At 63.5% G+C, this 25,344-nt stretch carries 20 protein-coding genes; 14 read left to right on the top strand and 6 right to left on the bottom strand.

Features of this window, described 5'->3' with window-relative positions:
• Positions 1-248 precede the first annotated feature (248 nt).
• Both M1E01_RS10290 and M1E01_RS10295 read right to left on the bottom strand, forming a co-directional pair.
• Positions 249-2,249: a vWA domain-containing protein gene (locus M1E01_RS10290; RefSeq protein WP_457971518.1), complete on the bottom strand. Its 2,001-nt coding sequence runs from the start codon at positions 2,247-2,249 to the stop codon at positions 249-251.
• Between the two features lie 20 nt (positions 2,250-2,269).
• Positions 2,270-3,658: a magnesium chelatase gene (locus M1E01_RS10295; RefSeq protein ID WP_457971519.1), complete on the bottom strand. Its 1,389-nt coding sequence runs from the start codon at positions 3,656-3,658 to the stop codon at positions 2,270-2,272.
• Between the two features lie 95 nt (positions 3,659-3,753).
• Between M1E01_RS10295 and M1E01_RS10300 the strand changes: the two genes are divergently transcribed.
• Both M1E01_RS10300 and M1E01_RS10305 read left to right on the top strand, forming a co-directional pair.
• Positions 3,754-4,428 carry an MSMEG_4193 family putative phosphomutase gene (locus M1E01_RS10300; protein ID WP_457971520.1) on the top strand — a complete coding sequence of 225 codons (675 nt, stop codon included), beginning with the start codon at positions 3,754-3,756 and terminating at the stop codon, positions 4,426-4,428.
• The gene (locus tag M1E01_RS10305) at positions 4,425-5,144 is read left to right on the top strand and encodes an SCO1664 family protein (RefSeq protein ID WP_457971521.1); all 720 of its coding nucleotides are present in this window, start codon (positions 4,425-4,427) and stop codon (positions 5,142-5,144) included. The genes M1E01_RS10300 and M1E01_RS10305 overlap by 4 nt, the downstream gene beginning before the upstream one ends.
• Before the next feature lie 6 nt (positions 5,145-5,150).
• Here the strand turns inward: M1E01_RS10305 and M1E01_RS10310 are convergent, their stop codons facing one another.
• On the bottom strand, positions 5,151-6,608 hold the full coding sequence (locus M1E01_RS10310) for a phosphoribosyltransferase family protein (RefSeq protein ID WP_457971522.1): 1,458 nt from the start codon (positions 6,606-6,608) through the stop codon (positions 5,151-5,153).
• A gap of 194 nt (positions 6,609-6,802) precedes the next feature.
• Between M1E01_RS10310 and M1E01_RS10315 the strand changes: the two genes are divergently transcribed.
• From M1E01_RS10315 to M1E01_RS10325, 3 genes are all read left to right on the top strand, one after another.
• Complete coding sequence (locus tag M1E01_RS10315; RefSeq protein ID WP_457971523.1) at positions 6,803-7,639, top strand: GDSL-type esterase/lipase family protein; 837 nt, start codon at positions 6,803-6,805, stop codon at positions 7,637-7,639.
• Between the two features lie 47 nt (positions 7,640-7,686).
• Positions 7,687-8,109: an alternative ribosome rescue aminoacyl-tRNA hydrolase ArfB gene (gene arfB / locus M1E01_RS10320; RefSeq protein WP_309123878.1), complete on the top strand. Its 423-nt coding sequence runs from the start codon at positions 7,687-7,689 to the stop codon at positions 8,107-8,109.
• Positions 8,110-8,243: 134 nt separating this feature from the next.
• Positions 8,244-8,684, top strand: coding sequence for a CBS domain-containing protein (locus M1E01_RS10325; RefSeq protein ID WP_309123877.1), 441 nt, complete (start codon positions 8,244-8,246; stop codon positions 8,682-8,684).
• 299 nt (positions 8,685-8,983) lie between these two features.
• On the opposite strand, the gene M1E01_RS10330 is transcribed toward M1E01_RS10325, so the two are convergent.
• Positions 8,984-9,325, bottom strand: coding sequence for a hypothetical protein (locus tag M1E01_RS10330; protein WP_457971524.1), 342 nt, complete (start codon positions 9,323-9,325; stop codon positions 8,984-8,986).
• 738 nt (positions 9,326-10,063) lie between these two features.
• On the bottom strand, positions 10,064-10,597 hold the full coding sequence (locus M1E01_RS10335; RefSeq protein WP_457971525.1) for a DinB family protein: 534 nt from the start codon (positions 10,595-10,597) through the stop codon (positions 10,064-10,066).
• 374 nt (positions 10,598-10,971) lie between these two features.
• On the opposite strand from M1E01_RS10335, the gene M1E01_RS10340 reads away from it, so the two are divergent.
• The 3 genes from M1E01_RS10340 (at position 10,972) to M1E01_RS10350 (ending at position 18,118) form a co-directional block, all read left to right on the top strand.
• Positions 10,972-11,328 (top strand): hypothetical protein, encoded by a 357-nt coding sequence (locus M1E01_RS10340; RefSeq protein ID WP_457971526.1) that lies wholly within the window; start codon positions 10,972-10,974, stop codon positions 11,326-11,328.
• A gap of 835 nt (positions 11,329-12,163) precedes the next feature.
• Positions 12,164-13,204, top strand: coding sequence for an AAA family ATPase (locus tag M1E01_RS10345; protein ID WP_457971527.1), 1,041 nt, complete (start codon positions 12,164-12,166; stop codon positions 13,202-13,204).
• A gap of 1,755 nt (positions 13,205-14,959) precedes the next feature.
• Complete coding sequence (locus M1E01_RS10350) at positions 14,960-18,118, top strand: efflux RND transporter permease subunit (RefSeq protein WP_457971528.1); 3,159 nt, start codon at positions 14,960-14,962, stop codon at positions 18,116-18,118.
• Positions 18,119-18,632: 514 nt separating this feature from the next.
• Here the strand turns inward: M1E01_RS10350 and M1E01_RS10355 are convergent.
• Complete coding sequence (locus M1E01_RS10355) at positions 18,633-19,439, bottom strand: class I SAM-dependent methyltransferase (protein ID WP_457971529.1); 807 nt, start codon at positions 19,437-19,439, stop codon at positions 18,633-18,635.
• A 104-nt stretch (positions 19,440-19,543) separates the two neighbouring features.
• Between M1E01_RS10355 and M1E01_RS10360 the strand changes: the two genes are divergently transcribed.
• The 6 genes from M1E01_RS10360 (at position 19,544) to M1E01_RS10385 (ending at position 25,199) form a co-directional block, all read left to right on the top strand.
• Positions 19,544-21,196, top strand: coding sequence for a LuxR C-terminal-related transcriptional regulator (locus M1E01_RS10360; RefSeq protein WP_457971530.1), 1,653 nt, complete (start codon positions 19,544-19,546; stop codon positions 21,194-21,196).
• A 283-nt stretch (positions 21,197-21,479) separates the two neighbouring features.
• Complete coding sequence (locus M1E01_RS10365) at positions 21,480-22,673, top strand: MFS transporter (RefSeq protein ID WP_457971531.1); 1,194 nt, start codon at positions 21,480-21,482, stop codon at positions 22,671-22,673.
• Positions 22,674-23,245: 572 nt separating this feature from the next.
• Positions 23,246-23,437, top strand: a complete 192-nt coding sequence (locus M1E01_RS10370) for a DUF4192 family protein (protein ID WP_457971532.1) — start codon at positions 23,246-23,248, stop codon at positions 23,435-23,437.
• A gap of 207 nt (positions 23,438-23,644) precedes the next feature.
• Positions 23,645-23,929, top strand: a complete 285-nt coding sequence (locus tag M1E01_RS10375) for a hypothetical protein (protein WP_309124456.1) — start codon at positions 23,645-23,647, stop codon at positions 23,927-23,929.
• A 511-nt stretch (positions 23,930-24,440) separates the two neighbouring features.
• Positions 24,441-24,530 carry a hypothetical protein gene (locus M1E01_RS10380; protein WP_457971533.1) on the top strand — a complete coding sequence of 30 codons (90 nt, stop codon included), beginning with the start codon at positions 24,441-24,443 and terminating at the stop codon, positions 24,528-24,530.
• A 255-nt stretch (positions 24,531-24,785) separates the two neighbouring features.
• A complete protein-coding gene (locus M1E01_RS10385) occupies positions 24,786-25,199 on the top strand; it encodes a VOC family protein (RefSeq protein ID WP_309124454.1) in 414 nt (137 codons plus the stop codon).
• The last annotated feature ends 145 nt before the right edge of the window (positions 25,200-25,344 follow it).

Below are 25,344 nucleotides of genomic sequence, written 5' to 3' on the forward strand. Positions count from 1 at the left end.
GCTCTTGGCGGTAGGCCATGTCAATACGTGATTCACTACGCCGGACGGCTGCCCGACGGACCGTTGAGTACAGGACCGTTGAGTACAGGACCGTTGAGTACAGGACCGTTAGTACAGGACCGCTGGGTACAGTGGGGACGTACTCGGCAGCTGGAGCCGGCCGTCGAAGGTCCTGCTGTCCACCATTGACGTCTCTGCAGTTGTCCCGCCCATTCCTTCTCCTCCCTTTACCAAGCCCAGTCGGTCTCTTAGACCCAGTCGGTGTCGTCGTAGGGGCTGTTAAAGTGGGCGCGAAGGTATTCCCCAACGACGGCGGCACCAAGATCTCCGACGTCGGGCGCCACTACCCTGCCGTCGATGCGCCGGGCGATCCGCTGGACGAACCGTTCCAGGTCCGGGTCCTCGCCCAGTCGGAAGAACGTGGCCTGCACGCCCGCGCGCCCCAGCCGGTCAAGTTCCGCAACCGTCACGCGGATCGTCTCCGGGTCCGGAGGCCAGGAGAACCACGACTCGCCGTCCCCCAACAGGTGTGCGGTGGGTTCGCCGTCCGTCACCACCAGAAGTAGCGGCTGCAGTGACGGGTGCTGGCGGAAGAACCGGTTCGCCAGCAGCAGGCCGTGATGCAGGTTTGTTCCCTGTTCCCGCCTCACCGGCAGGGCCGTAAGCTCACCGATGTCCATGGACTGCGCGTAGCGGCCGAAGGTGATCAGCTTCAACCGGTCCCCGCGGAACCGGGTCGAGACGAGGTGGTGCAAAGCCAGTGCGGTGCGTTTCATCGGCACCCACCGCCCTTCCGCAGCCATGGAGAAGGACACGTCGGCAAGCAGCGCGACGGCTGCCTGGGTGCGTGCCTCAGTTTCCGCCACCTCAATGTCGGCCACCCCGAGGCGAAGCCCCCTGCCCGGATTACCGCCGTCGGCCTTGGTGCGGCGGATCGCATTGGTGAGGGTGCGCGTGACGTCCCATGGTTCGGCGTCGCCGAACTGCCACTCACGGCTGGAGCCGGTCTGCTCTCCGGCGGCCCCGGCCAGGCGTGTGTCCCGGCGCCCCTGCCGGCCGGACAGCTGTTTGGCTGTGTCCCGGAGCAGTGACTTCCCGAGCCGCCGCATAGCCTGGGGCGACAGCCGCAGGTCGCCGTCTGTGCCCCGCCGGAGATAACCGCCGTCCTGCATCGCCCGCTCTATCTCCGCGAGCGTGCGGGCGGTCACGGCGGCGTCCGGGCCCAACTGGCGGGCCAGGGCGTCCAGATCCAGATCATCCAGACGTGATCCGCTGTAGGACTGGGAGAGCTGTTCGGCCAGTTGATCGAGTTCGGCGATGTCCCGGAGCACCCCCGTGCCGTCGCCTAGTCCGAGCCCCTCCTGGCCCTCGAAGCGTTCCGAGCCAGTCCAGTCCTCGCCGGGGCGCAGGGCGCGCAAATTCGAATCGAGTTGGTCGAGCTGGCCCATCAGTTCTGCCGAACCAAACGCCTGCGCCGAAAGACGCATCAGCTCATCGCGCTGCTCCCGGGACATGGATTGCAGCAGCCGGTGGGCCGCAGCCGAGCGCTGCGCCAGTGCGTCGATCAGTTCCTCGACCGATTGCGGATTCTCCGGGAAGAAGCTGCCGTGCTTCGCCATGAACTCCTGAAAGTCCTCGTCCGTGTCCTCGCCGCGCCGGTGTTTGTCCAGCAGCCCGTTGAGGTCGCGCAGCATCTCGCTCACGGCCGCACGGTCCTTGTCGGTGGCGTTCTCGAGCGCTTGTTTCATGCCGGCGAACCGCTGGTCAAGGATCTCCCGCCCCAGCAGGTCCTTGATCTGCTCGTAAACCTCCCGGGCGGTGCTCGACTGCCAGTCATAGGAGGCGAGCTCGTTGACCGCGGCCGCCGCGGATGCGGGCAGGTTCTGGAGCTGCATTTCCCGCAGTGCTCGGTCGGTATTGTCCATCATGGGGTCCCGGACAAGCTGCTTGCGCTCCTCCAGCACAGCGGTGTCGAGCAGCTTCCGGACCTCGCTCAGCGTGCCGTCCAGCCGGTGCCGCCCGAGCAGATCACGGCGGCGCTGCTGGACGCGGCCCGCGAGGTCGTCCAGGCCGTCACGGTTCCGTCCGCCCCGCCGCAGGAACTCCTGCAGCGCATGCCGGGGCGAGTAGCCCGCCATGACGTCTTCTGCGATGGCGTCGAGCGCCTCTGCCAGGTCCACGGGCGGGGCCAGCGGATCCGGCCCGCCGGCGTAACGGCCGTACCGGGAGGACCGGTTGTGAGTGCCCATGATCTGCCTCTCCCTGGTGCCTAGCCGTAAATCGTTGCCCCGTCGTCGGACTCCTTTGATATCCGACGCGCAAGGTAGAGACCTTCCAGTGCCAGTTCGATGGCAGCCGCCCGCTGCCCGACAGTTTTTGCGTCTGCCCGTGCGCCGATCTCGTCGTACAGGCGTGATCCGTTGAGGGATGGCAGGTTTTCGAGAAACTCCCGCGCGGTGACTTCTTCGCCGGTGGTCACGGTCCTGCGGCCGTCGAACGCCGCCACCAGCGGGCTGAAGTCGAGACCGCGGTAATGTTCCCGTACGGCTTCGGCGGTGGCCGTGCGCACCAGATGATCAAGGACTGCCTGTTCGCGCCCCTCTTCGCCAGATTCAAACTCGATCTTGCCGGAGAGCACATCGACGGCACTCTCCAGATCGACGATCCGTGCGACCGCCTCGTCCTCCCCGCGCACCGTTGCCCGGCGAAGGGCCGCTGCTGCCACGGTCTCGGCGCCGGCGATGCCAAAGCGGGCGGAGACGCCGGAGCTCTGGTTGATCGCCGGGGACTGGCGAAGCGCACGCGTGTAACGGGCCAGGATCTCCAGGAGAATCGACGGGACATCGGCCACCAGCCGCCCCTCCTGCCGGATGACGGCGAGCTCGTCCTCAAGCTCCACAGGGTAGTGGGTGCGGATCTCGGCCCCGAAGCGGTCCTTTAGGGGTGTGATGATCCGGCCTCGGTTGGTGTAGTCCTCGGGGTTGGCGGAGGCAACGACCAGCACGTCCAGCGGCAGCCGCAGCACGTAGCCCCTGATCTGGATATCGCGCTCCTCCATGACGTTGAGCATCGCCACCTGGATCCGCTCGGCGAGGTCGGGCAGTTCATTAATGGCCACGATGCCGCGGTTGGAGCGTGGGACAAGACCATAGTGAATGGTTTCCGGATCACCGAGCCGCCGGCCCTCGGCAACCCTCATGGGGTCGACGTCGCCGATGAGGTCCGCAACAGAAGTGTCTGGGGTGGCGAGCTTTTCGACGTACCGTTCGGAGCGGTGGCGCCAGGCCACGCGGAGCCTGTCCCCTTCGGTGAGTGCGTGCGCCCGGGACTGCTCCGTGATTGGTTCGTATGGGTGCTCATTCAGTTCCGAACCCTCGATCACCGGTGACCACTCGTCAAGCAGCGCGACCAGGGTGCGCAGGAGCCGCGTCTTGCCCTGTCCGCGCTCACCGAGCAGGACGACGTCGTGCCCGGCGATCAGGGCACGCTCAAGCTGGGGCAGGACGGTTCGGCTGAAACCGAACATGCCGGGCCAAGGATCGCGGTCAGCGGCGAGCGCGGCGAGCAGGTTGTCGCGGATCTCGTGGCGCAGGTCTTTATGGAGATGGCCGGCTGCGCGCAGTTCTCCAACGGTGAAGATATCGGGACGATTACTCACACGTACACGGTAGTCCTCGAACCGGTGTTGAATCGAGGGCCCGGCTTCTTCCGATTCCCCCACCCGGGGCACGGCGGAACCACTTACGCTGGGTGATGATGACTGAAGCAACGCCGTCGGCACCACCGCTGCCAATGCTGAAACAGGAGACTACCCTGCTCCTGCTGGTGCGGCACGGTCAGACGCCTACCACGGGCGCGGTGCTGCCCGGGCGCGCTCCGGGACTGCACCTGTCGGACCGGGGGCGGGTCCAGGCTGAACGGGTGGCGGAGCGGCTCGCAGGCCTTCCCGTCGACGCCATCTACTCCTCGCCGCTGGAGCGTGCCCGGGAGACGGCCGAGCCCGCGGCCGCGAGCACCGGACTAGAGGCACATCTCAACATGGGGCTGGTCGAATGTGACTTCGGCGAGTGGACCGGGGCAGCGCTCGCCGAACTGGCGGGTTTGCCGCAATGGCAGAGCGTGCAGCACACCCCCTCTGCCTTCCGCTTCCCCGGCGGGGAGAGCTTCCAACAAATGCAGGCGCGGATGCTCGGAACACTTCAGGACCTGTGCAGCGCGCACGCCGGGGGCGTCCTCGTCTGCTTCTCCCATGCCGATCCGATTAAGGCAGCCCTCGCCCACGCCCTTGGGACGCATCTGGACCTCTTCCAGCGGATCGTTATCAGCCCGGGCTCCGTCTCCGTCATCTCATACGCTGAAGGCCAGCCGCCGGCCGTGCTGGCGGTGAACTCGACCCTGGAACCCTTGAGCGGGCTGCGAGCGCCGTGAACGGGAAAGAAAGGTGTCCGGGCCGTGAACTGGCACTGCTGGCCGAGGGCCGCATCGAACTGCTCGGACGCATCCTGCGCAGCAGCAACGCGACGTTCCTGGTCCGGCTCTCCTGCCGAGACGATTCGGCGTGGGCGGTCTACAAGCCGGAGGCCGGCGAACGTCCGCTGTCCGATTTCGAATCCGGGCTGTACAGGCGGGAACGCGCCGCTTACCTGCTCAGTGAACGCCTTGAATGGGCAATCGTGCCGCCGACCGTGATCCGCGAGGACCCGCCCCTGGGGGTCGGGTCGCTGCAGTGGTTCATCGAGGGCGACCAGCGTGAGCACTACTTCACCCTGTACGCGGACTCCCCCGAAACCCATGCCGCGTTGGCCCAGATCGCCCTGTTTGACTGCATCACCAACAACACCGACCGCAAGAGCGGGCACGTGCTGCGCGGCGACGACGGACATGTGTGGGGCATCGACCACGGGCTGTGCTTTTCCGCAGACTTCAAACTGCGAACCGTGATCTGGGACTTCGCGGGAGAGCCCATCCCCAGTTCGCTGCTCAAGGACATCGCGCCGCTCGCCGAAGCCGTGCCTCCGGGCGTCGCCGAACTCCTGGACGACGCCGAGACCGCCGCCCTGAGGCGGCGCGTGCAGCGCCTGCTGCGCGAAGGTGTATTGCCCGTGGACCGTACCGGCAGGCGTTACCCCTGGCCGCTCGTGTGAGCGGCCTCATTCCTGCGGGGCATTAGCTCCCCCGCTGCTCTTCCGCGGCATCAGGTAGCGGGCGAACCAGTCCCGGGCCAAAACCGCAGCTTCCTGCAAGGTGCCGGGCTCTTCAAACAGATGAGTGGCTCCCTTGACAACCTCCAGCTGGTTTGGGCAGCGCAGGAGGGCTTGCGCCTGACGGTTGAGTTCAAGGACACGGTGATCCGCACTGCCAACGATCAGGAGTGTCGGGGCGCGGACAAGGTTCAGCCTGTCGCCGGCCAGATCCGGCCTGCCTCCTCGGGAAACGACTGCGCCGATTCCTTCTCCTTGTTCTCCTTCCCGCTGTTCCGCTGCCGCCCACAACGCGGCACCGGCTCCGGTACTCGCCCCGAAGTACCCCACAGTGGACGACGTGGCTTCCGGCCTGCTGTGAAGCCAGTACTTGGCCGCGTTCAGTCTGTGTGCCAGCAGCTCTATGTTGAACACGTTGGAGCGATCAAGCTCCTCCGCCGGGCTGAGCAGGTCCAGCAACAAGGTCCCCAGGCCTGCCCTCTGAAGTGTCGAGGCGACGAACCGGTTTCGCGGGCTCTTCCGGCCGCTTCCGCTTCCGTGGGCAAATATCACCACTCCGGCGGCCTCTCCTGGAAGGTAGAGGTGTCCTTCGAGCCGCATCCCCTGCACGTCAATCTGCACGTCGTCATCCAGTGCAGGATCGCCGCCGCCTGATATCGCGTCTTCCAGCCGATCGGCAGCAGCACCGAGGAGCCGCAGCACCTCATCGTCATGGGTTGGTGAGAAGTCGCGGTAGTGGTAGCCGACGGCGGTCACGTTCAGTGGCGTCGCAAGGCATACGACGTCGTCGGCTTCCGTCAGCGTGGAGAGGACCTGGGCAGACGCGACAGGGACGGCGAGAATTACTCTCACAGCTCCCCGCTTCCGTGCGATGCTACAGGCCGCCCTGGCCGTTGACCCGGTGGCGATTCCGTCGTCGACAATCACGGCCGTGCGGCCTTTCAGATCTATGCGCTTCCGTCGGCTGCGGTATCGGGCCACGCGATCATCGAGCAAGGCATGTTCCCGCCGTTCAACAGCACGCAGTTCCTCCTGCTTGACCCTGGTTGCCGACAGGACACGTTGATCAAGCACGTAGGCGTTGTCCTCCCCTATCGCTCCCATCGCAAGTTCGGGCTCAAACGGTAAGCCCAGCTTGCGCACCACGATCACATCCAGGGGAGCGCCAAGGGCCGCCGCAACCTCGAACGCTACCGGAACCCCGCCGCGGGGCAATCCAAGGACGACCGGATCCTGGCCACGGAGATAGTCCAGCCGCAGCCCCAGCTGCCGCCCTGCATCAGCTCTGTCCTCGAAGATCCCCATAGCGCGGTGCTTCCCATCAGGGATGTTTTCAGAACGGTGGCCGCTGCCCTCCAAAAACGGGATCTTGAACCAGGAGACAGGCGCGGCGCCTTCCTGCTTCAACTATCTCTCACTAACCGGAACCGATCGAGACCCCGCCGCAAGTCCACCGCAACTGGATGCGGTATCACCCGAAATGTGCCTGCTGGATTCCCAGTCGACAAGGGCAAGAAGGCCGCCGTAATGTCGATTTTGTAGCGGCCGGGCTGGCGGCGTGAGTGGCCATCTACACCACGAGCCCATGAGGGAGGTGGCGCGTGCCGAAAGCTGCGCGGTTCCTGCTCCTGCCGTTTGTCATAGTGGCAGCATTCACGGCCGCGCAGCCTCGGCCACCTTCCTCCCCGCCGGCTCCCTTGCCGCCTGCGGCCTCTATGGCAGCCTTGGGCGACTCCATTACCCGCGCACTGGCAGTGTGTTGTTCGGATGGCGACAACGCACGCCACTCATGGTCCACGGGGGACCGCACCGGCGACGGAGTCACCAGCCACTATGAGCGGCTGAGAGGGCTGGACGCGGCCATCACGGGCCGCAACCACAACAACGCCCTCAGCGGCTCCAGAGCCGTGCACCTTCCGGGCCAGGCCGAAACAGCCATCCAGCAGAATGTGGAATACGTGACCATTCTGACCGGAGCAAACGACCTTTGCGCTTCTTCTGCCGCCACAATGACATCGGAGGCAGACTTCGCTGCGCACATCAATACCGCCTTGGCTACGCTCCGTCGTGGTTTGCCCAGGGCACGCATCTTCGTTGCCAGCATCCCGGACCTCTACCAGCTTTGGAAGGTTTTGGAAGGCAACGCCGAGGCACGCGAGGCATGGGCCCGCGGCACCTGTCCTTCTATGCTTTCCGGTGGCAACACCGAAGAGCAGCGGCAGTTGGTGGTCACGCGCGAACTGGCGTTCAACCGGATCCTTGCCCAGGCATGCTCCCGGTACAAGAACTGCCGGTGGGACAACAACGCTTTGTATGACTTTAACTTCTCGGCAAGCGACGTCAGCACCCTCGACTACTTCCACCCAAGCCTGGAAGGCCAGGCCCGTCTCGCCGAACTGACGTGGCGGGCCTCATGGTGGGGCAACGAGTCGACTTAGGCCACGAGGTCGCTGCGCACATGTTGATGTCATGCAAGGCTGGTTGCATGGACCTGGAAGTCTCACCGGCGCTCACTATTCCCGCATCGGAACTCAGCTGGCGGTTCTCGCGATCATCCGGGCCTGGCGGTCAACACGTCAACACCTCGGACAGCCGTGTTGAGCTCTCGTGGAACGTTGGCAACTCCGGGGCGCTTTCGGACTTCCAACGGCTGATCCTGCTCAAGCGTCTCGGCCGACGGCTCGTCGACGGGGTGATCACCGTGACCGCCTCCGAGCAGCGCTCTCAGCTGCGCAATCGCGAGATCGCCCTAGCCAAGCTCTCCGACCTTGTTGCGCAGGGCATCGCTCCCGAAGCTGCACCCCGCCGTGCGACCAAACCCACCCAAGGCTCGAAACGTCGGCGCCTGGCCGCAAAGGAACAGCGGGCAGCTACGAAACGACAGCGGAAGCGACCGTCCGCCGAGTAGCGCGGGAAGGGGCGGGAGTCCCTGAAGGTTCGAAACCGCCGTCGACATCGGCGATAGCCCCGGCGTAGGCTGGCAGCATCGGCGCAGGTGCCCGGTGACCCTGCGTCGATACCTCAATCGATGAAGGAGGACCAATGAGTGCTGTACGTGAATTCATGACTACGGATGCACGGTGTATCAAGGAGAGCGAGTCCCTCGCAGATGCCGCGCGGATGATGCTGGACCTGGACTGTGGATCGTTGCCGATCTGTGGTGACGACGGCAAGTTGAAGGGCATGATCACCGACCGGGACATCGTGCTCAAGTGTGTTGCTGTCGGGCGTGATCCACGCGAGATGATGGCCCGCGACCTCGCCACCGGCACCCCCCACTGGGTTGACGCCGATGCGAACATTGACGCCGCTATCGAGATGATGGAGAAGTATCAGGTCCGCCGGCTGCCTGTCATTGCTGACCATAAGCTGGTCGGCATCATCAGCCAGGGTGACATCGCGCGCAACTACACGGAGGAGAAAGTGGGCGAACTGGTCGAGCACATCTCGGAACGCAAACGAATGCAGTCGAGCAGTTCCTAACGTCAAGGACATCAGTACAACAGGCGCCACGGAGCACCCTCCGCGGCGCCATTATTGTGCCCGCTCAGCGCCTCCTATCGGGACGTGTCGGTTGGTCCGGACGGTTCTGATCCAGCTCAAGCAGATTGATGTCGACGTTGCCGGAAGTGCCCGGCTTCGGCTAGCCGCGGGTTTGCGCGGCTGAGCCGCCCGGTACTCATCGCGGGCCGGGCAGCGTTGTCCAGTCTGGTGGTTTCCAAGAATTCTTGTCTCTTTTGTGCCTGGATTGCCGGAAGGACGTAAACGATGATCACCTGGGTTTATTTGGCACGCCGCGCGCCCAGCCGGGCGGCAGCGGCCACCAACAGGGCCAGGATGGTTCCTGCCACGAACGCGACCGCCGTTCCTAACCCGTACGACATGGCTTCTTCACCAGAGCCAGCCAGCAAGTGACCACGCTGCACGTCAAACCAAACGGCCGCCGTCGACAGCAGCATGATCAGAGGCAACTGGGGCAGTCCGATCAAAAGGTAAGAGATGAGGTGCAAGCCATCTCCGAAACGAAGGCTGGCCAGGTAGGCCGTAGCGGGAGGCGCCAGAAGCAGGACGCCCAGCCAGGCCGGCGGGACGGCTTCCGTCGTGGATGGTTCGCGCAGCAACATGGGGATCAACACCAGGGCCGTGGCGGCCGTTGGGACTAAAGCCAGCGTTGCGACACGGCCCAGAGGCCGCTTTCCGCTTAGCCGATCATCCCTTGCAGAGGCTTTCACGTCAGTCCTACTCTTCTGACCAGTTGAAGTAAGCCACAGTGTACGCTTCCGATCTTGTTGTCCACTGCGCTCCTACCTGAGACAGGATTCCGCGCCATCAAAGTCGCGGCACCGCCGAAAACGACTGTTGGACAGAGGGTAGAGGTCATCTCGCAGACCCTGGCAGAGGCACAACAAACCCGGCTAAACAGTCCAGGTCTGGCCACACCGCCCACCACGGCCTGATCGGCTCCATACGCTCGTCCGGCAGACTCGTCACGGCCAAACCAGCCGTAAGGAAGACAGGCACTGTGGCAGCGCGAAGGCATGCCCGCTGCCTCCGACCCAACGCTTCAGGCTCATAGGGCCAATTATCGGCGCTCCGAGACTGGTTGCAGTAACGGCGAAGCCCGCCTGCTGACCAGGTAGCCATGCTGGGCGCGCACACGGAGGGTCAAAGGGTTCACTGGAAGAGAATTGCGATTACAAATATGAGGTTCTATCGACTTAGCAAGACAAGTGGCCAGTACAACACCCCTCTATGAGACAAATGGATCCGGGACTTACTGAACGTCCCTGTGCCGGCCCCGCATTATGCCAACTCGACAGTTCATCAGGTCAGGAATGCGAGGACGAGCCGGACTGCTCTGCTTAGCTGAGTGGATTAAGTACGAGGTATCCGTCAACCCGCCGGACCGTATCAGTGTCAGGATCGTCCGGGAGTGCGTGGCCAAGGTTCTGGGAACGCACCTCAGAAATCCACTGATCGTGCTGGTATTCGTGGTTGATCAACATGGTGAGCAGGTGCCCGCCGACAATCATCATCTGGTCAGGTGCACCAACATGACCACCTGCAATGGCGCCCAGCCGGGCATGCACGCGCTCAGCGACAACATCACGGAACTGGATGAGTCTCTCCACGGTTGGAAGGGCCCCGCGGAAGCGCTCTGGGCACGCAGAGTCCATCAGTCCGTCGAGTTCTGGATCTGGACTTGGTTCAGCCGCTGTCAGGTTGCGCACCATGAAATGTGCCACATGAGCCTGGTGGCCCAAGTGCCACCCTATTGCACTGAAGTCTTCACGAGGCCGCCAGACCACCTCGTCGGGGGTGAGGTCACGCCACAACTGGTCGGTGTAGGAACGTGCCCGGTCGTATTCGCGTAGCAGCTCAGTGATCGGCTTCATGGGTACTCTCGTCGTTTGTGGAATTCTCGTGGGCCAGATCTGGCACTAGGACCCGATCGCCCTCTTGATGATATGTCAACGGCTTCAACCAGTAGCGGGGAGTGACGAATACAGCCACAGGCGCTGCTGTGACTGCGTGGTCTGATTTGTGCCTTGCGGCCAACAACGCGATCGTCCGCTCCCGCATGGACTGCCAGGGGGCGTATGCTGCATCCCCTGGCAGTGAAGGACACACATGGCCACCGCTGATCCCGACTACATGACACTCAAATACAGCTGTGAGTACCGCGGCATCCCGAGCCTGGACCACGACCCGTCCGACTTCCCGATGAACTGGAAGGTCTCTGTCGACGCCACTATCTGGGAGGACGGCGATGACGACAGCGACGGCGCGGAAGTCCACGTCGGGACGCCCGATCGGTGTCGTCGGAGCGGTCGTCGCAGTCGCTGTCCCGGTCCTGATCTTCGAGCTCTGCCTTTTCGCCCTGTACACCTACATGGTTCAGGAATTCGATGGCTTCCACATCGTGCTGATCACGGCGACCGTCACTCTCGTGATCGCAGTCGTCGTCCTGGCGTGGTCGGGAGCCTCCCTCGGTCTTTGCTTGATCATCATCACGCTCTCCCCCGCCGTCGTTGTCGTGGGCTACGAGACCATTGGACACAAACACCCTGCCCGTGCACTGGGTCGAACATTGAGCTCGACAAAGTCATTCCCTGGCTCCCAGTAGCGTGACTTTTTCGCAGCAGGGCATGCGTGTCGCCCAGAGCGGACATCACTTTCATGGCACGCGATAGCCGCAATGAATCCCACACAATCCATAGTCCCAGACACCACCCCGTTCCCTAGGAAACAAGGTCAGGAATGACCGCGTACTTCGTCACCGGGCTTCCCGAGGTTGCGGCGCCGACCCGCTCCGGCGAGGCACTATCTCGCGGGCGGCACGTGGTCGCCGGCGCCCACGCAACAAGCAGTCGATCCCTTGATACTTCTCCGAGGCATGCCATCAACTAGTTCCATTCTCGCTGAACGTCACCATGAATCAGCAGCTGAGCAAGCTGCCGATGCTGAACTGTCTGCCTTCCGGCGGCAGCGAGGTCCCATCATCAACAATGTGGGCCGAGGCCTCCTCGGCGCCGTTGAGGAGGCAAGCGACATTGAGGTCCACGCGCCGCCTACGAAACGAACGTTTTCGGTCTTCTTGCGGTAATCAGGGCAGTCGCTCCCGTGCTTCGACCGCGGTGCCCTCGCTCGAGCGACTCACGACGCTCCCAAAGAGCGTGAGGACGCGGGTTGGGACTTTAGGTACAACGAATCACAGCAACAACACACTCAAGGGTGACGGGAATCGCGCCCACGTCCGCAAACGCTCTTCCAGGGCTATTCCACGCGCTCAGCCTCGGGTTCAATTCGCATGTTTGCCGGGCCGATGCACCACATGCCGCGACCGCCGACCTGAAGGGGGCGCTCAGCCCACCTGACTTCATGAGTGCACAGTTCATACTGGGAGTCATACTGGGAGCCCAACCCCGCCCCGATCGGGAATCGCGTACTACAGTAGATGCATGGCTCCCAGCCGCCATCCGCTCGACGACCTGCGCGAAACCATCGGCCATCTGGCCGATCAGCTCAAGCTGCCCAGTTCGGAGCGCGTCGACGACCTGCTCGGCGATCTCATCGGTGCGAGGCCCGGACCGGCCCGGCCGCTGTCCGAGGTGCAGGCCGAGCTCGACGCACTGGTCGGACTGGAGACCGTGAAGGAACAGGTGCGGGCCCTCGTCGCCCTGCTCCAGGTTCAGGCCCGCCGCAAGGCACACGGCCTGCCGGAGGTGGCCACGTCACAGCATCTGGTGTTCCTCGGAAACCCGGGCACGGGCAAGACCACCGTGGCGCGGCTCCTGGCCGAGATGTACCACGCCGTCGGTCTGCTGCAGAAAGGCCACTTGGTCGAGGTCGACCGTTCGGGCCTGGTGGGGCAATATGTCGGCGCGACCGCCATCAAGACGGACCGAGTGATCCGGCGTGCGCTGGACGGCGTCCTGTTCATCGACGAGGCCTACGCGCTGGCCCCGGAGGACGGCCGGACGGACTTCGGCCCCGAGGCGATCGAGGTCCTGCTCAAGCGGATGGAGGACCACCGCCACCGCCTGGTCGTGATCGTGGCCGGGTACCCGCGGCTGATGGAGTCCTTCTTGCTCTCGAACCCCGGACTGCGCTCCCGGTTCGCCCGCGAGATCACGTTCCCCGACTACTCCGTCGACGCACTCCAGACAATCTTCCACCAGATGCTGGCCCAGCACGAGTACACGCTGGAGCCGGGTGCCGACCAGATGCTGCGCCGCATCCTCACCGGGCTCCACGCCGGCGAGGACTCCGGCAATGCCCGATTCGCCCGCACGCTGTTCGAGCAGGCGCTCAACCGCCAGGCGCTCCGGCTGTCGCTCGACGAGGAACAAAGTCTCGACGCGCTCGATCGTGACGCCGTCATGACGCTCACCGCGAATGACATCGTCGAGGCCGCGCTGGCCTTGGGCGAGGAGCCGGAGCCGGAGCCCGAACCGACGCCGGAACCGGAGCAGTCACGCTGGTGGCGCTGGCTCGCCTGACCGGATCTGCGGCGGCTGTCAGGCGAATGCCCGTCCCGCCCCCGAGCGGGAAGAAGCACAACCATTCCACTGTCGTGCAACCGGAGGACCGCTTTCCTAGCCACTCCAAGCTTGCTCGCTACGGCCCTGGACCCCCAACCGGTCGCAAACAGCGCCACCGCGGGGTCGCGCTGCTCCTCAGACACCCCAGTGTCTGCAAGGGCTGGAATATGGTTCGAGTCGGCACATCCCCTCGTCAGAGGGGCTTTTGCTCTAACCTGTGTACAAAGCTCGTGGTGGCGTCCCTCTGACTCTAGATTCGCGGGATGTGGCCTGACCGCCGCGGTAGTAGCCTATGCAGGTGTGTGGGTAGCGGTTCAAGTCCTCGGCTGTGGGACTTCCGCCTGGTGTGAGTGGGTTCTTGCGGTCCTCGTTCCGGTTTTGGCGGGTAGGCGGAGGTGACCTACACCTGTTCATGGCGCGGGGTAGAGGAAGTGGAAGCGACATGATGAACCAATTTGGTACGAGGGGTTTCTTAGAAAGCAGCTCGTGGCGGTCTGTGGGGGACCCGTGAAAACATCCGGAATCCGACGCAGTTCGACAGCTGTAAAGCCCGATCCAACCTTGAGAGTGGGGACAATGTCCACACTCTCTCTTCAGGCGGACGGGCGCCCGAACTGATACATCGCCGACAGCAATCTTCCGAAAGCCGTCCGTGGCCGGGACTTAGGGCATCAGCACGGTCACACCTACCAGTACCTGCGCAACGTCGAGCTGGAGTGACGCGTTCCCCTGCCTGGACCATTAGGCCGTCACCGACGCGGCGATTGCTTGACGCAAGGCCCGCTGCCGGCGGAGATAAGCAGTCCCGAGCGATGCCCGCGCGAAAAAGGCGGTAGTAGACGGAGATCCTTGTCCTCAAACTCTCGGCCGCCGAGGGACCCTACGGCGACCCATGTCGCGGTGGTCAGCGTATGGGTTCATGGCAGGTGGCTCCCACCACCCTGTCTAAGGAGTCGAGCGCGCGCTCCGTGACCTCGCTGACGCTGCCGGTGCCATGCACCTTCGTTAGAATGCCGCCGGGCGTATTGATCCACCATGGCCTGGGTTTGCTCGCGATAGAGATTCAGGCGGTGGCGGTTGACAGCTTCTTGTCGTCGGAGCACCCCGTTTCCTTCGCCCGGCCAAGAACGCGGGCAACTATCTCGTCGTTGGCTGCCGTCAACCGGCCTCAGTGGCGAAGGGACTATTGCCCAACAGATGATCGGAGGCAGCGAAACCGTCCGTGTCATGTGCGAGAACGCTTGAGCTATTCAAAATGAGCGGCTGACATACATCACACACTGCCTGGCAAATTCGCCCACTATACGTGACAGCAGGTGTCAAAATGGTTTGAAAGCGAAACAACAATGCTCCTTGCCGCCGGCCCGGCGACCATTCTTTTATTGAAATGACCTCTGGGCCGAGCCGGGCAACGTCCTGTGGTTAGAGGGCGTGCAGGGCAATAGGAGGGCCACCCTGCATTTCGCTCGCTGCTTCGCGCAGCAGCGGGCGTATCTGCATAGTCGTACGAATAACTGGGTCTGGCAGCTGCCGGGGCCAGCTATAAGGGGCTGAGGGTTATGACGGTCTGGCTTATCCGGCGAAGTTTTATGTTTTGTTTGTCGCTTGTTCGTGTTGTTCGATTCCAGTCCGGCCCGCCGGTTGGAACCGAGGTTGCCACCGTTGGTTTCGTAGAGCCGTTTGCAACCCAGTCCGGTACGGCGGGCCGTTGAGATGCGTCGGATCGTCGGGTTCAGCCTGAAATTCCGCGCATTGGTGGTGGCCCTCGCGGTGGCAATGATGGCGTTCGGCGGCGTTCAGCTCAGCACAGCCTCTGTGGACGTCTTTCCCGAATTTGCGCCACCGAAGGTGGAGATTCAGACGAGCTGCATCGGTCTGACCGCTGCCGAGGTGGAGCAGTTGGTGACCGTTCCGCTCGAAGACGCCCTCAGCGGCGTTGAGGGATTGAACGAGATACGCTCCAAGTCCGTGGAACAGCTGTCCTCGATCGTGCTCCTTTTCGCGCCGGGGGCGGATCTCCTGAGGGCCCGCCAGCTGGTGTCGGAACGCATTGCCACTGTCACGCCGTCGCTGCCTAGCTGGGCAACGCCGCCTGTTATGCTGCAGCCGCTGTCATCCACAAGCCGGGTCATGAAAATTGGCATGACATCGGATGAACGCTCGCTGATTGAAATGTCGATGATCTCCTACTGGAAGATCCGGCAGCACCTGCTGCGTGTCCCGGGCGTGGCCAACGTCGCCATCTGGGGTCAGCGAAAGGAGATGCTTTTCGTACAGGCTGTTCCGGAGAAGATGAAGGCCCACGACGTCACCTTGAACCAGGTCATGGACGTCACCGCCAACGCCCTCGACTCAGGTCTGCTGCAGTACACGCCCGGTTCCGTCGTTGGCACCGGTGGCCACGTTGAGACGCCAAACCAGCGGCTCAATATTCAGCACGTGCTGCCGATCGTTACCCCAGAGGACCTCGCGGAGGTCGTCATCAAGGAGAGAAACGGGAAACCTCTCCGCCTCGGGGATGTGGCGAATGTGGTAACGGATCATCAGCCGCTCATTGGTGACGCCGTGATCAACCAGGGTCCGGGGCTGATGCTGATCGTTGAAAAGCTTCCCTGGGGCAACACCCTGGAAGTCACCAAGGGTGTGGAGGCAGCCCTCAAGCAGATGGAGCCGGGCCTCAGCGGCATCGCCATTGATACGGAGATTTTCCGCCCCGCCACGTTCATCGAGGAGTCCATCGACAACCTCAGCCGGGCACTGCTGTTGGGCTGCCTCTTCGTGGTGCTGGTGCTGGGAGCGTTTCTCTTCCAGTGGCGGACCGCGCTCATCAGCCTGATCGCCATCCCGCTGTCGCTGGTGACGGCGGCCTCCGTCCTGTACCTGACCGGTACTGCGGTGAACACCATGGTCCTGGCCGGGTTGGTGATTGCCGTCGGGGTGGTGGTCGATGATGCCATCATCGACATTGAAAACATCATCCGAAGACTCCGGCAGAACCGGGCGGAGGGCGGAACGCGCTCCACCACTTCCGTGGTGCTGGAGGCTTCCCTCGAAGTCCGTGGACCGATTGTCTATGCCACTCTGATCATCATCGCCGCGGCCGTGCCGATCTTCTTCCTTCAGGGACTCACGGGCGCCTTCTTCAGACCGCTGGCCATTTCCTACACCCTGGCGGTGCTGGCATCGATGGTTGTGGCCCTGACAGTGACCCCTGCCCTCGCGCTGATCTTCATGCGCAACGTCCCGCTCAAGGAACAGGAACCGCCCCTGGTCCGGGTCCTCAAGCGCGGCTACCACAAGATTCTTCGCAGGATCGTCCGGCGGCCCGCTGCAGGCTACGCCACCTTCGGCGCCATGGCTGCCGTCGGTGCCTTCACCGCACCGCTGCTGGGACAGTCGCTGCTGCCGGACTTCAAGGAACGCGACTTCCTGATGCACTGGCTGACCCAGCCGGGCACATCCTTGCAGGAAGAGTATCGCGTCAGCCAGAAGGCCTGCGCTGAACTATTGACCATCCCTGGGGTCCGGAACTGCGGCGCCCACATCGGGCAGGCCTTCAACGCCGACGAAGTGGTGGGTGTTTATTTCGGTGAGAACTGGATCAGCATCGATCCTGCCGTGGACTATGACGAAACCTTGGCCAAGGTCCAGGAAGTTGTCGAAGGTTATCCCGGCATTGTGCGCGACGTTCAAACATATCTGAAGGAGAGAATCCGCGAGGTCCTGACGGGCGCCAGCAATGCCGTCGTCGTCCGGCTCTACGGAAACGACTTGGAGCTCCTGCGCTCAAAGGCCGCCGAAATCCAGGCGATTTTCGACAGCACCGAGGGAGCCATCGACGTCCACACCGAGCTGCAGAAGGACATCCCACAGCTCGATGTTGAAGTCGACCTGGACAAAGCCCTGAAGTACGGGCTGAAGCCCGGCGATGTGAGGCGTGCGGTGGCGACACTGGTAGGCAGCGAAGAAGTAGGCGACCTTTACCGGGCAGGAAAAACATATGACGTCCGTGTCTGGAGTTCCCCCACCATGCGTTCGGACGTCACGAGCATCAGGGACCTGCCCATTGATACCCCCAGCGGAGAGAAAATCCTGTTGTCCGACGTCGCCACCGTCGAAGTGAAGCCGACGCCCAACGTTATCGAGCGTGATGCCCACTCAAGGCGCATCGACATCGAGGCAAATGTGACAGAAGGATCCCTGGCCACTGTGGTTGCGGCCATGGAGGAAGGGCTCAAGAAAGTGGAGCTGCCCCCGGGCTTCCGCACGGAAATCCTCGGCGAATTCAAGGAGCGCCAAGAGGCAACCAACACCCTGCTGACCCTCGCCACCATAGCGCTGGCCGTGATCTACCTGCTGCTGCAGGTGGCCTTCTCAAGCTGGCGGCTAGCCACGCTGGTCATCCTCACGCTGCCAATCGCCCTCGTCGGCGGTGTATTCGCCGCCTTCCTCGGAGGAGGCGTGCTGTCACTGGGCTCGATCGTGGGCTTCCTGACAGTCATGGGCATCGCGGCCAGGAACGGCATCCTGCTCATTAACCACTGCCAGCACCTGGAGAAAAATGAGGGCATGAAGTTCGGGCCCGATCTCGTGCTGCGCGGCGCGGGCGAGCGGCTTTCACCGATCCTGATGACCACCCTTGCCACCGGGCTGGCACTCGTTCCACTGGTGGTCCTGGGCAACCTTCCAGGCCACGAAATCGAACATCCCATGGCACTGGTCATCCTTGGCGGGCTGGTGACGTCCACACTGCTTAACCTCTTCGTGGTGCCATCGCTGTATCTGAGGTTCGCCAAACCCAGGGAACGAGACCACCACGCTAATAAGGAGCTGGCGACGACAAGTCACGAGCCGATCAGACCCCGAGCCTGACTTCTGCACCCGTCCGCTGAACCCGGCCGTTAGTGGCCGGCTCCCGGACAGCCCGCCATAACCCACTGCCCCACGCATGCGAGTAAGCAGATCAGCTTCGACTCCGGACGACGCTCCTGAGGCTCCGGTGAACCCAGTCCGATTCGGGATCGGCCGAACAGCCGGCACTGTGATGGCCACGATACGAATGCAGGCCCGATAGGAAGCGCCTCTTAATCGGCGCTGCCCGTTTCAGCCCGAGCGGTTAGTGACCCACGAAGTCGTATTCGCTCGACTGGTTCAGGACCGGGCCGGGATGGTCTGGCGTCCCGCTGCGGCAGCCAGCAACAAAACTGCAAGCTGGCTCGGAGCGGGCGTTGGTGGGCACAGGAACCACCAGCAGGAGCATGCTTCTAAGACGCTCGCTTCCAGCGGGGATCCCTAAGCGGACAGCACTGCCCGTGAGGCATACTGCGAACGCGCCAAGGCGCCGAGACGGACGGACTTACCTTCCCCGGGCCGTCTCGCGGTCAGGTCAGCGGGACGGGCGCCGCTTCCGGCCGATAATAAACTGCGCCCGGATGGGCAGCCTGACGGTGCCTTGCCCATCGACGTAGTCCGCGAGAGCGGCCCGGGCGTCCCGGGCGATGGCGAGATACGCCGACTTGTCGATCCGCTCGGCCAGCGGGGTTGCCTGAATCTCGGTATGCACCAACGCATCTATAGAGGGCAGCGTGACCTGGCCCAGCACACTCTGGCCCGCGGTCGGGTCGAGATCCGCCTGCTTGAGCAGTGACCGCAACTCCGCCTCGTCGCCCTTCGACCAGTAGGTGCCTAAAAGACTGCGGGCCTCGGCACCGGCGTGGCGGACGACGGTGTCGACGAACGGACCGTATCCGGGCTGGTCCCCCAGGTTGGCGTAGGTCTGGAGGGCGACTATCCCGCCGTTGCGCAACACACGCGCCATCTCCCGGATAGCCTGGGCAGGGTCTGGAAAGAAGAACAGCGCGGACTGGCATAGGACGGCGTCGAAGGACTCATCGTCGTACGGGAGATTGGCCGCGTCGCCGACCTGCCAGTCGATCCCGGACTCGCGCTCACCCGCGACCTGGATCATGGCGGGATTGAGGTCGACCCCACTCACCCGGCCAGAAGGGCCGACCAGTTCGGCGGCGGCCCGCGCGACGACACCCGTTCCGCAGGCAACATCGAGGACGTGCTGGCCCTGGGACACCGCTGCATGCTGAAGCAGTGTCGGCACCCACTGTGCAAAAAGGGCGGGAACGAACAGGTCCTCGTAGGCGTGGGCCTGTTCAAGGCTGAGGTTGAAGGTTTCGTTCATTGGGTCATCTCCTGTGGTCCGATATCCAGTGTCGTGCGTGGCGGGCAAACAGACATCGGTCAGTTGACCTATTCGTGGTGCTGACGTTAGGGGATGATTACAGGATGGTGGTTGGGCCGAGCCTCGCAGACGCCGCGGCCTTGGCCGACGCTGGTGATTGGCTGGCGGCGCGGGACGCGTACACGGCAGTGCTCACGCGGGATGAGTCCGGCAAGGCACATCAAGGTCTCGCGCGGGCCTACTGGTGGCTGGGCGATGTGCGGGCTGCCTTGGAACACGCTGAGCTGGCATTCGCCGCCTATGAGGAAAAGTCGCGATATGCGGAAGCGGCCATGGTCGGCGTGCACCTGTGCATCTGGTACCTCAGCAACTTCGACAACCTCGCTGCAGCCGACGGCTGGCTCGCACGGGCGCGTCATCTGGCACGGCGCAGTGGAGACGCCGTAGCAGTTGGGTGGATCACGCTGGTGTCGGGATATGTCGCCGCCGATCAAGGCGAAGCCCGGCGCCTCATAGAGGCCGCGGCATCGAGCGCAGCGTCACTGTCGGACCGCGATCTGTCCACGATGGCCTTGGCGGACCTCGGCCTGTGGCATGTGACGACCGGTGACGCAGGCCAGGGCATGGCCATGCTGGACGAAGCCATGGCCGCCACCTTCGCGGAGCCACGTCGGATGCTTGAGGTAGTGGTTTGGTCCAGCTGCAACATGCTGGCGGCGTGCAGCTTGGTGGACGACCTCCGACGGGCCACGGAATGGTGCCGTGCGGCAGACCGGTTCATGCAGACCTACGGGTGCCCATTCCTCCAAGCCAGGTGCCGTGCACACTACGGCCGTATCCTGGTCGCGACCGGACATTGGAGCCAGGCAGAGCGCGAGCTTGCACATGCGCTCTCCATGTCCGCCGACACCGGCCGCGGTCCCCGAACGGAGGCGCTGACCGCACTGGCCGAACTCCGGCTACGCCAGGGCGACCCGGATGCCGCACTTGTGCTGTTGGACGACGCCGACGCCACACCGTCAGGCTCTGTTGTCCGGGCCCACTGCCTGCTCCGCCTCGGCCGGCCCACAGAGGCCCGTTCGATCCTCAAGGGCGAATTATCCCTACAGGAGCACGACAGCCCAACGTTCCCAACGCTGGTGGCCACGCTCGCGGAGGCTGAGCTGGCCTCCGGCCGACCCGCCGCCGCGGCCGGGCTGGTTGGATCCGAATCCCCGGTATGGACGGCGCCCGCATTCCCCCGTGCTGCAGGACTCCTCGCCCACGCCGCCGGACTGGTGGCCGCCGCGCAGGGTAATCCGGAATCGGCCCGCCGACACCTCGGATTCGCGCTCGACGTCTTTACGCGGCTGGAGCTGCCCTTTGAAACGGCCAACGCCGAACTCGACCTGGCCCGGCTGTTCCAGCCCGTCGACCCCGAAGCTGCAGCTGCCCGGGCACGCTCAGCCCTGGCGCGACTTGAGGCGCTGGGCGCTCGACGCGAAGCCGCCGAAGCGGCGGCTGTCCTGCGCTCGCTCGGCGTGACCCCACCACCTGGTCCCCGACGGGCGGAGCTGCTCTCGGCGCGCGAGCGTGACGTGCTGAGCCTCCTCGCGCAAGGACTCACCAACCCGCAAATCGCTGAACGACTCTACCTCAGCCCCCGCACCGTTGGGCACCACGTCAGCAGCATCCTGCTCAAACTGGGTCTGCAATCCAGATCCGAGGCCGCCGCATTTGCGGCCCGCCAGGCAGCCGCACCGCGTCATCCCGTCTGACGACGACGTCGACGATGTGACCACACACTGCCCCATCAGATGCATCTGCCACCGTCACGCACGCCTGACTCGGCGGCGGCTGATGAGGTCTCCGTCTGAACTCTCCGATTGGCCCGGCGTCAACAGTGCGAGGCCACTCGGGTGGGGGCAACATTCAGCTTGATTGAGTTGTATCGGATCCTGCAGTGGTCCCGTGCAAGCACCGTGCCACAATGGGAGCTTCCGCCGTAATTGCGGGTCAGTGCCAGAACCAAAAACGGGAGCAGGAGACGGGCGCGTGCAGGTGACTGAACGAGTAACAACGATACGCACGGCACAGGCTGGCGCGGCTTTCCTCGGCATCCTGCTCATCGCCGTGAACCTGCGGGTAGCCTTCGTCATCGTAGGTCCGGTGCTCTCAGACATCAGCGCCGAATTCGGTTGGTCCGGCAGCACTGCCGGCCTGCTGACCGGGCTGCCGTTGATTTCTTTTGCCGTCTTCTCACCCGTCGCCCCGGGTCTGGCGCGCCGGCTGGGCTTAGAGAGGGCACTGTGGGTATCGCTGTTGCTGCTAGCGACAGGAATCCTCGCCCGCTCCATTCCGGTGGAAGCCGCTGTCTGGGCCGGTACCGTGCTCATCGGAAGCGGCATCGCCTTCCTGAACGTCCTGCTGCCCTCGCTGGTCAAAAGGGATCTCCCTACGCGGGTCAGTCAGGTGACCGGAATTTACACTGCCGCTCAAGGTGCCGTTGCCGCGTCCGGCGCCGCCGTCGTCGTTCCTATTGCCAATACCAGCACATACGGCTGGCGGCTGGCGCTTGGCGTCTGGGCGGGATTGGCGCTGATCGCGCTGGCCATCCTGCTCCCAAAGCTGCGGTCCCGGAATCCCATCGCGGCCAAGGCCGAAGGCCATTCCCAGGGCCATCTGCGTTCACCGTGGAAGTCAGCGCTGGGCTGGCAGGTCACGCTCTTCATGGGGCTGCAGTCGCTGGCGTTCTTCGTCATGGTCGCCTGGCTACCCGCAATTGAGCATGAACAGGGGATCCCTGCGGCCACGTCCGGCCTGCACACCTCGGTGTTCCTGTTGGTTGGCGTGCTGGCCAGCCTAGCCGCCGGAGCCGTGTTGCATCACACGTCTGATCAGCGGCCGATCGCCCTTGGCAGCAGCATCCTCGCGTTCTGCGCGTATGCGGGCCTCTCCCTTGCGCCGCAGCTCACGCTGCTGTGGGTGGTGGTTGCAGCCCTGGGGTGCGGGAGTCTCATTGTAATCGCGTTGTCACTGTTCAGCCTCCGCGCCGGGAACCACCAGCAGGCCGCCTCGCTTTCGGGAATGGCCCAGTCGGTGGGTTACGCGATCGCGGCCGCCGGGCCGGTGGCATTCGGCGCCCTCCACGATCTCAGCGGCAGCTGGATTCTCCCGCTGACCGCCACCGCCATGCTGATGCTCGTTCTGTGCGTCATGGCCGTACTGTCCGGGAGGAACCGTGTCATCAGTTGAGTGTGTGAACACGGCCGCCATGTGTACCGTGAGCATCCGCTCCGCGAGTGCCTTAGCCTGCAGACTCCATCAGGGCCGCGTCTGCTGAACAAAATAAGACATCTCGGCCCTAAGACCCAAAGGGTGCATATCCGGCGCAGGCGTAGACGAAGCCCGGCCCTCCCGGTCTTCCGTCCTTGCTCTTGCTGATCGTCGCGGACAGAAACCGGGGGCCTGACCGAGCCGGAAACTACAGGAGACCATTGCCTCCGGTGCCTTGCAAGAAGTCACGCCGCTTTAATACTTGGCGTCAACGGACAGACAAAAGTTCTATCGCTGCTTGTCATTCTGATACGCCCCATGATCGCTGTGCGGGACCTGCGCGCAACCCAGGGCGCTACCGCGCCGGCCCCCGGAACGAAAACTTCCCAGAGTGAAGTGGATGGCTCCGAGAAGAAGTTTTCGCCCCGGGGCCGGTCCCCCAAGTTGCACTCCGGCCCCTGAACCCAGCGGACGGTCCCCTACCAGAACGACGCCCACAACCAACAACCGCAGAACACACAGCAACACCAGGGTGAAGGGAATACGGGATCATGGAAAAGCTCACGATCACAACACCATCAGATGTCCTCAGCTTCATCGGGCACACCCTGGGCTTTTGGCCAAAGGAAAGCCTGGCCTGCATCACGATGAACGACAACAGCATCGGCGCGACCCTGCGCATCGATCTCCCCCGCCAGCCCGGCCGGGAACTCCCCTACGCGCGCACCGTCGCGAAGTACTGACCAGCGAAGCCTGCCACCCAGGACAAACCAGACCCCAGGCGGGCACCATCGCCGCGCTCACCGGAGTACTCGCCGAACAGGGCATCACCATCCGAGACGGACTCTTCGTCGGAGACGAAACCATTCCGGCGAGCGCCGTAGCATCGCCTGTAAGTCCGGTTCCTCCACACGCCCGGGCATTCGAACATATGTTCTATAATAGTTGTCGTGATCAAGTCTGGCTCGCCCGAAGATGTTGAGCGCATGATGGCTCGGATGGACGCTGAGGCAAGCCGACCGATAGATGACCCCGCGCCTATCCGGGACTTCCCGAAGCACGGCCGGCCATTGGTGTACGTCGGCGGTGTCTACGGCAAGGCTGTGGGATGGACCCATAAGTATGGCCTCATTGAGTGGCTGGATTCATCCGGTAAGTACCACATGGGTTGGGCGCACTCATCGAGCATCAAGCGTGTGCAGCCGGAAGAGTGGAAAGGCAGTAGCGGGCTATAGCTGAACCACACGGTTCCTCCGCTTCGACACAACGCTATGGCTTGGTCCCATGGGACCAGGCCACAGCGTTCTGAATGGGCTCCACCGTCGTGCCAGCTTCCGTCTATTCCTTGGAGGCCGCTGGTTCACAGCCACCCGCAGTTTGACGTGTGCTGCACCCGGACTGACCGTAGGTGAGATCGGGGTCCGCGACGAGGTTTCCGGCGATATTGACCCGGATTTTGGTGCTCACCAGTGAGCGAAGAACCACTGGAGCCAGGGGAGGACCTCACTCAATCTCGCGATTCCTGGATGTGCTCGGAAGTGGAAATGATTTCTTCCCTTTCCCCAGCATGCGTGCGGGAAGCGCCCGCTGGCAGCGCGAGCGAGCAGCCACGACTCTGTACAGCGCATCAACGCCGCAGCTTCAGGGGGTCAAAGAATTCGATCTCCATCGGATCCTCAAAAGGAAGTCCGTGCTTCGGCGGCGGCAAAGGGACCGGGGTTGCCGGGTCACTTCATAGAACCGACAGTGGTCAGCGGTCTCAACGACACCGCCCCGCTGGTGGCTGAAGAGCAGTTCGGCCCGGTCCTTCCCAGGACGCCATCATCGAAACGCTGAATTGCCAGGAATACGGCCTTGGTGCGTCGGTCAGGAGCGCAGACCCGGAAGCAGCAGAGTCCGTGGCCGGGCGCCCTCAGGTCGGGCCGTGGTCGAGGCGGTAGCGGTGCTACCACCCTTACTGGTCATAGTGACGGTGACCGTGTGCAGACCGAGATCGGTGTAATCGTCGTGAGCTGCAACGTGGAACGGCTTGCCGCTGATTGGTGCGCCTGGTGCAGTCCGGGATCCTGAACGGCAGCGAAGACTCGGCGCATGACCGGGTTCCCTCAGATACTCCAGACGGTCCTAGATACTACTGATGTGCGAGGACTGGCGGAGTTCTACCGCCAGCTTCTCGGACTCCAGTACCGGCCAGGAGACGAGCCGGCCGCCGAGGGCACACGCGATGATGTCGATTGGCTGGTGCTCACGGATGCGCAAGGCAACCGCAAGCTTGCTTTCCAGCAGGTTGATCACCTGGAGCGGACCACCTGGCCCTTGCCTGATGTGCCGATGCAGATGCACCTCGATCTCACCGTTCCTGACCGGGAAACGCTCGGGCATCAACATCTTAGGGCCCTGGCATTAGGGGCTGAGCTTCGCTTTGACCGTACAGATGACCCGAACGAGCCGTTGTACGTCTACGCCGATCCGGCGGGTCATCCGTTCTGCATTTTTGTAGCCTAAAGCGAGCATGAGTTTTCCGCCAGCCCCGTAAAGGACCCTCTCGCGCATAAGGACGCATAAGGAGTTAACCGCTCAAGGTTCCCGGAAAGGCAGGCGCAAGAGCCATCAGAGCCAGCGTAAGGGCCCGTCCCCGGCGGTCCCAGTC

This window comes from Arthrobacter sp. D1-17, assembly GCF_054130535.1.